General features: G+C 60.2%; 10 protein-coding genes. All 10 read right to left on the bottom strand.

Going from position 1 to position 12567, the window contains the following annotated elements; all coding sequences use genetic code 11:
• Window positions 1–403 precede the first annotated feature (403 nt).
• Window positions 404–1642, bottom strand: coding sequence for an argininosuccinate synthase (locus CSQ86_RS03605; protein ID WP_100493690.1), 1239 nt, complete (start codon window positions 1640–1642; stop codon window positions 404–406).
• Window positions 1643–1732: 90 nt separating this feature from the next.
• Complete coding sequence (locus CSQ86_RS03600; protein ID WP_100493689.1) at window positions 1733–2248, bottom strand: arginine repressor; 516 nt, start codon at window positions 2246–2248, stop codon at window positions 1733–1735.
• The gene (gene argF, locus CSQ86_RS03595) at window positions 2245–3210 is read right to left on the bottom strand and encodes an ornithine carbamoyltransferase (RefSeq protein WP_100493688.1); all 966 of its coding nucleotides are present in this window, start codon (window positions 3208–3210) and stop codon (window positions 2245–2247) included. Before argF ends, CSQ86_RS03600 begins: the two co-directional genes overlap by 4 nt.
• A 115-nt stretch (window positions 3211–3325) precedes the next feature.
• Window positions 3326–4621 carry an acetylornithine transaminase gene (locus CSQ86_RS03590; RefSeq protein WP_100493687.1) on the bottom strand — a complete coding sequence of 432 codons (1296 nt, stop codon included), beginning with the start codon at window positions 4619–4621 and terminating at the stop codon, window positions 3326–3328.
• Complete coding sequence (gene argB / locus CSQ86_RS03585; protein WP_100493686.1) at window positions 4611–5567, bottom strand: acetylglutamate kinase; 957 nt, start codon at window positions 5565–5567, stop codon at window positions 4611–4613. The genes CSQ86_RS03590 and argB overlap by 11 nt, the downstream gene beginning before the upstream one ends.
• 136 nt (window positions 5568–5703) lie before the next feature.
• Window positions 5704–6879 carry a bifunctional glutamate N-acetyltransferase/amino-acid acetyltransferase ArgJ gene (gene argJ / locus CSQ86_RS03580; protein WP_100493685.1) on the bottom strand — a complete coding sequence of 392 codons (1176 nt, stop codon included), beginning with the start codon at window positions 6877–6879 and terminating at the stop codon, window positions 5704–5706.
• Window positions 6876–7970: an N-acetyl-gamma-glutamyl-phosphate reductase gene (argC, locus tag CSQ86_RS03575; protein ID WP_100493684.1), complete on the bottom strand. Its 1095-nt coding sequence runs from the start codon at window positions 7968–7970 to the stop codon at window positions 6876–6878. The genes argJ and argC overlap by 4 nt, the downstream gene beginning before the upstream one ends.
• A gap of 152 nt (window positions 7971–8122) precedes the next feature.
• Entirely contained in the window at window positions 8123–8761 is a 639-nt protein-coding gene (locus tag CSQ86_RS03570) for a DUF4190 domain-containing protein (protein ID WP_100493683.1), read from the bottom strand.
• 108 nt (window positions 8762–8869) lie between these two features.
• Window positions 8870–11479: a phenylalanine--tRNA ligase subunit beta gene (pheT, locus tag CSQ86_RS03565; RefSeq protein WP_100493682.1), complete on the bottom strand. Its 2610-nt coding sequence runs from the start codon at window positions 11477–11479 to the stop codon at window positions 8870–8872.
• Between the two features lie 7 nt (window positions 11480–11486).
• On the bottom strand, window positions 11487–12554 hold the full coding sequence (gene pheS, locus CSQ86_RS03560) for a phenylalanine--tRNA ligase subunit alpha (protein WP_100493681.1): 1068 nt from the start codon (window positions 12552–12554) through the stop codon (window positions 11487–11489).
• Window positions 12555–12567: the final 13 nt, after the last annotated feature.

The following is a 12567-nucleotide window of genomic DNA, read 5'->3' as shown; positions in this document are numbered from 1 at the left end:
TAATCAGCATTATTTGTATCTGGCGTACCACCCCCAACGATATCGGCGAGTTCACCCAACTTACGCTGTTCCCAAGCAGACGCGGGGGCACGAGTGATGCGGTACTGCCTGAACCGAGTGGAATCACATGGTACAACATGCGGTTTTGAGCCGTTCCTCGGTATTGCGCCAATCTCCTTTGCTGTGCGAAATCCCACGTCATCGAAAAATCAAGGATTTCGTTGGCGCATTCCCACGATTCCGCATCCGCGTGCCGATTGTGCCAAAATCGTTTGGTACGACATACCGGTTACTCCTAAATTGTGATGTTGTACCAACTAGGGATACCGGTACACCCGCACATACGACGAAGCCCCTTCCATCTGGAAGGGGCTTCATGTCAGGCTCAGCTATAAAGCTCGAATTACTCCACGGTGTTGGTGGGGACTTCGATGCCGTTGCCGAACTTCACGTCGCGGGCTGCAGCCACGCGGGACGGCAGGCCGTAGATGTCGATGAAGCCGTTGGAGGACTTGGAATCGAAGCTGTCGCCGGAATCGTAGGTGGCAAGCTTGTAGTCGTACAGCGAGGAATCGGAACGACGACCGGTCACCACGGCACGGCCACCATGCAGGGTCATGCGAATCTCACCGGAGACGTACTTCTGAGTGTCTTCGATGAAGGCGTTCAGGGACTGGGTTGCCGGGGAGAACCACTGCGCATCGTAGACCAGCTCGGCCCAACGCTTGTCGATATCGCGCTTGATGCGGTGCTGTTCGCGCTCGAGGCAGCAGTTTTCGAGTTCCTGATGGGCGGTGATCAGCGCCACGGCACCCGGAGCCTCGTAGAGCTCGCGGGACTTGATGCCGACCAGACGATCCTCAATCAGATCGATACGGCCGATGCCCTGGGCGCCTGCGCGGCGGTTCATCTCTTCGATGGCCTGCAGCGGGGTGACGTCGCGGCCGTCAATCTTGACCGGAATGCCCTGCTTGAATTCGATGACCACTTCATCTTCGACCGGCGGGAAGGCCGGATCGTCGGTGTAGGAGTAGCAGTCCTTGGTCGGACCGTTCCACGGATCCTCGAGGAAACCGGTCTCGATGGCGCGACCCCACACGTTCTGATCGATGGAGTACGGAGACTTCTTGGTCTGGGTAATCGGCAGCTTGTGCTCCTTGGCGAACGCGATTTCCACGTCACGGGTCAGGGCGAGATCGCGAATCGGGCTGATGGCCTTCAGGGTCGGGTCGATGGCGGCGATGGACACCTCGAAACGAACCTGGTCGTTGCCCTTGCCGGTGCAGCCGTGGGAAATGGTGTCGGCACCGAACTGGTGGGCGGCACGCACAAGGTGCTTGGAGATCAGCGGGCGGGAGATGGCGGAGACCAGCGGGTACACGCCTTCGTACATGGCGTTGGCCTTCAGGGCCTTCATGCAGTACTCGTTGGCGAACTCGTCACGGGCGTCCACCACGTAGGATTCCACAGCGCCGCAGGCGAGGGCGCGCTGCTTGATGGTCTCCAGGCTTTCGCCGCCCTGACCGACATCGAGGGACACGGCGACGACATCCTTGCCGGTGCGCTCCTTCAGGTACGAGATGGCGACGGAGGTATCGAGACCACCGGAATAGGCCAGAACAATGCGCTTGTTATCTGCCATTGATTCCCTTTCCTAAACAATCAAAAACAAACTGAATGCAATTATATACAGAGTTATGCATATTTATGCATGGGCGTGTTGGGAAATGCGTTATTTGGAGGCGAGGGCTAGGAGCCAGTCGGCTCGGGTGGCGGCGGTGTCGTCATCCGTACAGATGACCAGTACCGTATCGTCTCCGGCGATGGTGCCGAGCACACCGTCAATCGGCTGCTTATCCACTACGGATGCCACGTATTGTGCGGCTCCGGAAGGCGTGTGCACCACGATGAGGTTACGGGCGGCGGCCACCGAAGTGACCAGACCGCTCAGTACGCGAGACATCTGTGCTTCAGACCGCTCCCCGACAACGGGCTCGCCTTCGCCCGCGGTCACGCCATGCTCAACCGCGTAGGCCACCGTGCCATCCTTGAGACGCGTCTTGACGGCATGCATCTCGTCCAAATCACGGCTCAGTGTCGCCTGAGTCACCACAATGCCCTCATCGATCAGGATTTTGGACAATTGCGATTGCGATGTGACGATATGCGTGGCCAGCGCCTGTTCGATGGCGCTCAGTCGAGCGGCCCTGGTGGCGGGCCGCTGCAACGACGGAGAGGTTTCGCTCATGCCAGCAGGCTTTCGTCTCCACGAGCCTTGCCGGCCAGCCACGTCATCAGCGCCTTCTGGGCGTGCAGACGGTTCTCGGCCTCATCCCACACCACGGACTGAGGGCCGTCGATCACCTCGGCGGTGACTTCCTTGCCTCGGTAGGCGGGCAGGCAGTGCTGGAACAGCGCGTCCGGCTTGGCGAGCGCCATAAGTTCAGCGTTGACCTGATAGTTCCAGAACGGCTTGGAACGGATTGCGTATTCGGCCTCCTCGCCCATCGAAACCCAGGTGTCGGTGAACACGCAGTCGGCATCCTTCACGGCTTCCTTGGCGTCAGTGGTAACGAGAATGGAGCCACCGTTTTCCGCAGCGATACGCTCGGCGTCGGCCACGATGTCCGGACGCGGCAGGTAACCCTGCGGGCCAGCCACACGCACGTTCATACCAGCCACAGCACCGCCAAGCAGGTAGGAGTTGGACATGTTGTTGGCGGCATCACCCACATAAGCGATGGTCTGGTTCTTCAGGTTCTCCACGCCACCGCGATGCTCGGCGATGGTCTGGAAGTCCGCCAAGATCTGGCAGGGGTGGAAGTCATCGGTCAGGGCGTTGATCACCGGATGGGTGGAGTATTTGGCCATTTCCTCCACACGATCCTGGCCGAAGGTGCGCCACACCACGCCGTAGGCCATACGGTCGAGTACGCGAGCGGTGTCGGCAACCGGCTCGCCACGGCCCAGCTGTGAGCCGGACTTGTCGATGACCAGCGGGTATCCGCCCAATTCGGCTACACCAATGGAGAAGCTGGAACGGGTACGGGTGGATGGCTTGTCGAACAGCACGGCGACGGCCTGCGGACCAGCGAACGGCTGCTTGTAGAAACGGTCATGATGGAATTTGATGGCAAGTTCCAAAACCTGCTTCTGCTCCTCATGGCTGAGGTCATCATCGCGCAGCATGTGGCGAAGTTCTGGGGTCATATTGGTCTCCTTTATTACGGGTAACGTGGGGACTCCCCTCAGTCAGCTCTGCTGACAGCTCCCTCACAGAGGGAGCTGGAGGGAAAAATCAAATACCGTTACGGCTTTCCTCTAATCAGTCGTTGGGCAAGTCGGCGGGGACGCTCTTCAGCACGGCCAGAGCCTTGTCGACGTCTTCGGCGGTGACGATCAGCGGTGGTGCGAAACGCAGGGCATCCGGCGCCACGGCGTTCACGATCAGTCCGTGTTCCAAGCAATAGTTCATTACCGCATGGGCACACGGATGCTTCAGTTCCACGGCATCAAGCAAGCCACTGCCGCGTACGGATACATAGAGCGGATTGCCGGTGGCCATAATGCCTTCGCGCAGCTGCTTGCCGCGCTCTTCGGCGTTCGCCACAAGGTTTTCCTCCTCGATCACACCGATGGTGGCAAGACCTGCCGCAGCGCCTAGCGGATTGCCGGCGAATGTGGAACCGTGAGAACCCGGGGTGAACAGCGATGCGAGCTTGGCGCCGAAGGCAATCATGCCACCCATCGGGAAGCCGCCGGCCACACCTTTGGCGAAGGTGATCATGTCCGGGGTCACGCCACCGGAAAGTTCCTCGTTCTGGAATGCGAACCAGGAACCGGTGCGGCCCATGCCGGTCTGCACTTCGTCGATGATGAGCAGCGCATGGTTGATGTCGCACATCTCACGCACGAACTTCACATAGTCAGCGCCCACAGGCTTGACGCCTGCCTCACCTTGGATGAGCTCAAGAATCACCGCGGCCACAGGGCCCTTACCGTAATGGCCGAGACCGGTTTGCGCGAACGCATCATGCAACGCGAATTTGTCGCCGGGGCGCACGAATTCGATATTCGGCACCAGCGGATCATATGGCTTGCGGATGTTCGGCTTCCATGTGGCGGAAAGCGCACCCATCGTACGGCCATGGAATCCTTGGGTCATTGCGATGATACGAGCCGGCTTGCCGCCGACCGACGGCAGGGCGCCCGGCAGCGTGCGGCCATACAGCTTGGCAAGCTTCAACGCCGCCTCATTGCCTTCGGCACCGGAATTGCCGAAGTAGACCTTGGACCCCTCAGGGGCGCCGGCAAGCTTGACCAGCTTCGCCGCGAGCTCGATCTGCGGCTCGGAAGCGAAGTAGTTGCTGATATGAGCCATCTTCCCGGCTTGCTCAGAAACGGCCTTAACCCATTTGGGATGCGCGTATCCCAGCGAATTGACGGCGATGCCCGCCAGGAAATCGAGGTATTCATTGCCGTCGACATCCCAGAGATGAGCACCTTGGCCGTGGTCCATCACACGCAGCGGAGTGCCGAACACATTCATATGGACCTGGGCGTACTCCCCCAGCCATTTGCTATCTTCCGCACCCAGTGTTTCCGTTGCTTCAGTAGACATAGGAACTCCTCATTTCCAGTCCGTCCTCAGGCACGACCATGGTGCCGATACCCGCGGAAGTAAATATCTCGTTCAAAATGGAGTGCGGCTTGCGACCGTCGATGATATGGGCCTGGGGCACACCACCGTCAAGGGCACGCACACAGGCTTCCATCTTCGGGCGCATACCGGATTCCAGATCCGGCAACATATCGCGCAGATTCTCCACACCGATACGGCCGATCAATGAATTCTTATCCGGCCAGTCGGCGTACAGGCCATCCACGTCCGTCAGAATCACCAGCTTGTGGGCGCCTACCGCGGCGGCCAATGCGGCGGCAGCGGAATCGGCGTTCACGTTCAATACCTCAGTGGCATCGTCCTCGTTCGGAGCCACTGAGGAAACCACCGGAATACGACCGGCGGCAACCAGATCCTCCACCGCGGAGGCATCCACGGACACCACATCACCGACCAGACCGATATCCGTTGGGGTGCCATCGATCACCGGCTTGCGCTGATGAGCGGAGAACAGGCCGCCATCCTCACCGGAAAGTCCCACGGCGAGCGGGCCATGTGCATTGATCAGGCCCACCAGTTCGCGGGAAACCTTACCGGTCAACACCATGCGCACCACATCCATTGCTTCAGGAGTCGTGACGCGCAGGCCACCCTTGAATTCGGATTTGATGCCCAGAGCTTTCAACATGTGGGAGATCTGCGGGCCGCCACCGTGCACCACAATCGGGTGAATGCCCACCTGGCGCAGGAACACCATATCTTCGGCGAAGCACTGCTTCAAGTGCTCATCCACCATGGCGTTACCACCATATTTGACCACAATGCGCTGGCCGGCGAACTCCTCCAACCACGGCAATGCTTCGATCAGCACTTCCGCTTTCTGGTCGGCGCGCAAATCCGTGTGCACGTCAAAATGGAACCCAGGTCCCTTTAATTCCGTAGCCATAAATCTATTTATTTCCCCTCACATATGCCATAGGTAAGAGGTTGCTGGAGATGTTCGTTGTCAGACCGTAAGCTTGGCCGAACGGCCTTGAGTGTGTCAGACAACGAATATCTCCAGCAACCTCGCATAGCTTTACTCAGCTTTCGTAGTCAGCGTTGATGTGCACGTATTCGTGGGTCAGGTCATCGGTCCACACAGTGGCCTCAGCATCCGAGCCAGTGTTCAGGTCGATGTCGATGTGCACTTCGCGCGGGGTCATATCGACTTCGCTGCGATCGCGGCCGGCTCCACCGTTCTCGCAGATGCGCACGCCGTTGACGTCCACAGTGACCTTGTTGGAATCGTACGGAGCCACGTCTTCAGGCACAGTGCCAAGGGAGCTGACGATACGGCCCCAGTTCGGGTCGTTGCCGGAAATCGCGCACTTGAGCAGGTTGGACGCCGCGACTGCACGGCCGCAGGCCAGAGCCGCCTCTTCGCTGGTGGCGCCAGTGACGGTGATGCGGATATCGTGGGATGCACCTTCGCCGTCGCCGATGATCTGGCGGGACAGGCTGGCGCATGCCTCACGCACAAGCTTGTTGAACTCATCCTTATCCGGTTCGATGCCGGAGGCACCAGAGGCGAGCAACAGAACCGTATCATTGGTGGACATGCAGCCGTCCACATCGATGCGGTTGAAGGAGTGCTCAGCGGCAACCGTAAGTGCCGCCTGCATCTGGCCGGCGGAGACCACGGCATCGGTGGTGATGACGCACAGCATGGTGGCCAGCTGCGGGGCAATCATGCCGGACCCCTTGACCATGCCGCCGATCTTCCAGCCGTTGGATCCGGTGAGTTCGACCGTCTTGGGCTTGGTGTCGGTGGTCATAATGGCATGGGAGGCATCGGCACCGGCTTCGGCGGTATCGGCGAGTGCGGCATACGCCTTGGTGGCACCGTCCAGCACATGGTCGAGCGGCAGCAGCTCACCAATCAGGCCGGTGGAGCAGACCGCCACATCTTCCGGCTTGGCATCCACCAGTTCGGCGACCTTTTCCGCAGTGGCTTTGGACTGCGCATAGCCTTCCTCACCAGTGCAGGCGTTGGCGCCACCGGAGTTCAGGATCACGGCTTTAACATGGCCATCCGCCACGATCTTTCGACTCCACTGCACCGGTGCCGCGCAAAAACGGTTCGAGGTGAATACGCCTGCGGCGGCGTCGATCGGGCCGTTGTTGACGACCAGTGCCAAATCCTTCTTGCCTTCGACCGCGGAGATGCCGGCTTCGACACCGGCTGCGGTAAATCCTTGTGCGAATGTAACGCTCACGGGGCTACTCCAATCTTGGTCAGGCCTGCATCCTCAGGCAGACCCAGTGCGACATTCAGTGACTGTACCGCTTGACCGGCTGTTCCACGGTTGAGGTTATCAATAGCTGAAAATGCGTACAGTCGCTTTGACTTACGGTCAACGACCACCTGCAAATGCGCAGCGTTGGAGCCAATCACATTGCCTGTTGCCGGCAGCATGCCTTCGGGCAGCAGCACCATGAAGTCCTGGCCTTCATAGGCCTTGGCCCATACGCCGCGAATTTCCTCGTCGCTCATGCCAAGCGCCTTTTCGCTCATATGGGCGGAAACGGTGGCGAGAATGCCACGGGACATGGGGGCCAGAACCGGCGTGAAGCCCAGCGTGAATTCATTGGCGGCTGCGGCGCTCTTGCCGGCGGCATGCGCGAAGTTCTGCAGAATCTCAGGAATATGGCGATGTGTGCCGCCGACGCCATATGGCAGTGCGGACTGCAAGGCCTCGGAAGCCAGCAGATTCGTGCGTTTCAGGTTCTTACCTGCGCCGGAGTAGCCGACGACCAAATCGGCCACAATGTCCTCCGGCTCAATCAGTCCCTCGGCAATGGCCGGCTGCAGAGCCAAAGTGGTTGCCGTCACATTGCAGCCAGGTCCGGCGATGCGCTTGGTACCGGGCAACGCTTCACGCTGGCGGGTGTAGTCTCCAGTGGCGTTCTTGCCGGTGATGAGTTCCGGCATACCGTAGGTCCAGTGCTCGTAGAAGTCGCCACCGTAGAACTCATCCCACGCGCTTTTCTCTTCAAGGCGATGATCGGCGCCAAGGTCGACAACGATGGCATTGGGATCAAGCTGCGAAGCCAATTTGCCCGAAGCACCATGCGGCAGGGCGAGGATGATGACATCGTGACCGTTCAAGACGTCCGGCGTGGTGTCTTCCACCGTAAGCCCAGCCAATTGCGGAATGTGCGGCATATGCTTGGCCATGGAATCGCCCACGGAGGAATGACCTGCCACGCAGGTGACTTCAAAGTCAGGGTGGGCGGCAAGAATACGCAGCGCCTCACCTCCGGCGTATCCCGTGGCACCGGCCACGGCCACTGAATATTTCGGCATACTCATCTCTTTTCAACTGATGTAACCTGGGATGAGTATACATGATTATGCAGACTTATGCATAGTTATGCATGGGTGTGTTGGCTCACCAACGCACAGCAATCGCAATCGCGTGCAGGCCGCATAGCAGCCGTGTAGCAATCGCGCGGCAATCAAGCGGAAATGGAATCACCGGAGGAAGAACCGGCCCCACCGGTGAGTTGCTGCAACGCCTCCTGATAGAGACTCATGGCATCATAGCCATTGAGCGCCATCCAGATAACGGCCAGCGTATACAGCACATTCAGTATCACTGCCGCCAGGGCCAAGCCGAAGCCCTTCATATGGAAGGTGCGCGTACGCCACATGGCGAGGATGCCCATCAGCGCCGATAGCACCGGAACAGGGAAGAACAACGCCAGTACGAAGGAAATGATCGCATATGAATCCCAATGACCGTACAGAGGATTCTGATTGGGGTCATTCAAATCAATGCCGTTGTAATAATGCGGCTGATAGGGCTTGCCGCCTTGGTTGAAGGCGGAATTGCCCTGACCGGTCTGACCATAAGGCTGGCCCTGTGTTCCAGGATATCCACCCGGATAATATCCCTGCGTATTCTGCGGTTGCGCAGCACCCGCAGGCACGCTGTCTGCTGATTGCTGTGCCGTTGCAGCATTCTGCTGGGAATCGGATTCGGGAGCGCCATACAGATATGGGTTGTAATTGGGGCCATATTGCCCAGCCATGGCACCGTATTCAGGCTGCTTGTACTGCCCGTATTCCGGTGTTTGCTGTTCTGGCTGGCTCATGGCGCTCCTTACTGTGTATCACATATAGGTAAGGCTCCCCTCAGCCGCTGTGCTGCTGGCCCCTCTCACAGAGAGGAGCCAGCAGTCCGAGGGAAACCTGATGACGGGTCAGGCGCGCAACTGCGCACCGATCTTTGCCGCCGCGGCGACGATATCCGCGCGAATCGCCTCGCTGTCTTCAGCGGAAAGCGTCTTGCTCGGGGAACGGAAGACCACGGCATATGCCAGGGACTTCTTGCCTTCGCCCACCTGCTCACCGGTGAACACGTCGAACAGTTCGATGGATTCGAGGTTGGCGCCTGCGGCTTCGCGAATCACGGCTTCCACCTGAGCGGCGCTGACCGTATCGTCCACGGTGAAGGCCAGGTCCTGCTTGACCGGCGGGAAGGTGGAAATCGGCTTGGCCTGAACCGGCTTGCCCGTCAAAGTGGAGAACAGGTCGGTGAGGTTCAGCTCAAAGGCGGCGGAATGCTCCGGGAAACCAAGGGCTTCGTTGACGCGTGGGTGCAGCTCACCCACCCAGCCGGCGAACACATCGCCAGCCATCACGCGGGCGGCGCGACCCGGATGCCATTGTGCGGGCACATCGTCGGCGGCGGGCTGATCAAGCGTGATGTTCGCGCCGATGCGGCCGGCGATGCGGCGCACGGCTTCCACGGCATCGGACCAATCGACCGGACGCTTGCCGCCCAGCCAGCCGGCATCCTCAGCCAGACCGGTCAGAATACCGGCAACATGGTCGGGCTGGTCCGGCAAACCGGCGTCGAGTGCGGCCAGCTGCTCGTCGGTCGGGCGCACGCCGCCCGGCAGTGCCGGGATGGCCGGAGCTTCCGGATCCCACAGATAGACGTGGCCCAGCTCGTACAAGGACACGTTCTCGATGCCGCGACGGATGTTGCGCTGCACGGTGGTGGCCAGGGTCGGCAGAATCTCACGACGCAGGTACGGGCGATCGCCGTACAGCGGGTTGGCGATCTCCACACTGACCTTCTTGGTGGACTCGGGATCATAGCCGAAGGCCTTATAATCCTCATCGCCCACGAACGGGTAGCTCAGCGCTTCCACCATGCCGTACTCGGCGAGTTCGTCCGCGATGCGACGGCGGCGCAGCTGGTTCGGGGTCAGGCCCACGAGGCCTTCCACCGGAGCCGGCGGCACGGTGACCGGAATCTTGTCGTAACCGACCAGGCGGGCGATCTCTTCGACCAGATCGCATGGCTCGTTCAGATCAGGGCGCCAAGTCGGCGGAGTCACGGAGAACTCACCGTTGCCGCCGCCGGCAACCGTGCAGCCGATGTCGGTGAGGATGTCGGAAATGCGGTTGATGTCCACATCGAGGCCGGCCACGCGAGCCACTTCGGAAGCCTTGAAGTGGATGACCTTACGGCGAACCGTGTTGTTCACATCGTTCGGGTGCTCGCTCGGCTCGCCATTGCCGTACTTGGCCAGCAGTTCGGCGGCCATCTGAGCGGCGGCCGGCTGCAACGCGGTATCCACACCGCGTTCGAAGCGACGGGAGGCCTCGGACGGAGTCTTGTGGCGACGTGCAGAACGCGCGATGGTCACCTGATCGAAGTGTGCGGCTTCCAGAAGGATGTTCTTGGTGTCGGCGGTCACTTCGCCGTACAGACCACCCATCACACCGGCAAGGCCGATGATTCGGGAGCCACGCTCGCCGTTCGGGGAGTCGGTGATGAGCAGATCTTCGACGCTGAGCTCATGTTCCTTGCCATCCAGCGTGGTGAGCTTCTCACCGGCGTTGGCGCGACGGACCACAATCGGGCCTTCGAGCTTGTCGAGATCGTAGGCGTGCATCGGCTGGCCGAGGTCCAGCATCACGTAGTTGGTCACATCCACTGCCAGAGACAGGGAGCGCATGCCTGCACGGGTCAGGCGGCGGCGCATCCAGTTCGGGGTCTTGGCGGTCGGGTCGAAGTTCCTGACGATGCGGGCGTAGTAGCGATCGCATCCAGGAACACCGTGAATCGGGTTGTTGTCGTCGATTTCGATGTCGATGTCCACCTTGGTGCCCGGCTGGTAGTCGGCCGGTTCCGGGGCCTTCTCGTTCAGGGCAATCGCCGGATCGGTGTACGGAGCACCGGTGGAGTGGTGGTATTCACGGGCCACGCCACGGTAGGACAGCGTGTAGCCACGGTCCGGGGTGATGTTGATCTCGAGCAGCGGCTGATCCAAGTGCAGAAGGTGCATGGCATCCTGGCCGGGCTTCAGAGCTTCATATTCGGCTTCGGTGAAACCGTATTCGCGCAGCAGGATGATGCCGTTATGGTTGTCGCCAAGGCCCAGCTCGCGCTCGGAGGCGCACATGCCGTTCGAGACGTGGCCGTAGGTCTTACGCGGCTCAATCTTGAAATCACCAGGCAGCACGGCACCCGGCAGGGTCACGACGACCTTCTCGCCGGCCTTCATGTTCGGAGCGCCGCAGATAATGCCGCGCGGAACCTTGTTGCCGTTCTCGTCGGTTTCGTTCCATTCGTCGCCGCAGTCAACATGGCACCAGTTGATGATCTTGCCGTTCTTCTGCGGTTCCGGGGTGGCGTCCACCACGTAGCCGACCACGATCGGGCCGGTCACCTGGGAGGCGTGAATCTCCTCTTCCTCAAGGCCCACCTTGACGAGGTCCTTGGCGAGCTGCTCGTAGGTCAGGCCTTCCGGAACCTCGACATGGTCCTTGAGCCAATCGATATCGATCATAGGCATGGCTGAATCACTCCCCCATCACAAACTGTTCGGCGAAACGCACGTCGCCTTCGACCAGGTCGTGCATATCGTTGATGTCGCTGCGCAGCAGCAGCGTGCGCTCCATGCCCACGCCGAAGGCGAAGCCGGTGTACACGTCCGGGTCGATGCCGGCGGACTTCAACACGTTCGGGTTCACCATGCCGCAACCGCCCCATTCGAGCCAGCCCGGACCACCCTTCTTATCGGGGAACCACAGGTCAAGCTCGGCACTCGGTTCAGTGAACGGGAAGTAGCTCGGACGCAAACGGGTCTTGGCTTCCGGACCGAACATGGCCACGGCGAGCTTGTCCAGCACGCCCTTCAAATCGGCCATGGTCAGGTGCTTGTCGACGGCAAGGGCTTCGCATTGGTGGAACACCGGCGTATGGGTGGCGTCAAGCTCATCGGTACGGAACACACGGCCCGGGCTGGCGATGTACAGTGGCACGCCACGGGTGAGCAGTGCGCGAACCTGATCGGAGGAGGTCTGCGTGCGCACCACCATGTTGGAGCCCACGAAGCCAGCGGCATCCTTGGCCTGGTTGCCCTTGACGTAGAAGGTGTCCTGCATCTGGCGGGCCGGGTGGTCAGGGCCGAAGTTCAGGGAGTCGAAGTTGTACCATTCGGCTTCAATTTCCGGGCCGGAGGAAATCTGCCAGCCCATGGAGATGAAGAAGTCCTCGACGTCTTCCATCAGCTTGGCCAGCGGGTGACGGGCGCCCAGCGGCTTGCGGTTCACCGGCAGGGTCATATCCACGGTTTCAGCAGCCAGAGCAGCCTTCTCAGCGGCTTCCTTGAGTTCTGCTTCCTTGGGTCCATATGCGCGGCCGAAGTCGGCGCGCAGCTTGCCCATAAGCTTGCCCGCGTCCTTCTTCTTATCTACAGGGAGCGAACCGATGGCCTTGCTGGCACGAGTCATCGCAGAATCAGCGCCTGCATACTGCGTCCTGATAGCCTTCAGCTCCTCCAGATTGGAGGCGTTCTGGATTTTCTCGATGCCCTCGGCAACCGCAGCGGTTACCTGATCAGCATCGAACACCAATTGTTCTGCCACGAGAACCCTTTCG

Source organism: Bifidobacterium felsineum, assembly GCF_002802915.1.
Lineage (GTDB): Bacteria > Actinomycetota > Actinomycetes > Actinomycetales > Bifidobacteriaceae > Bifidobacterium > Bifidobacterium felsineum.
Note: the sequence above shows the minus strand (reverse complement) of the source record. Positions and strands in the feature narration are given on the sequence as shown.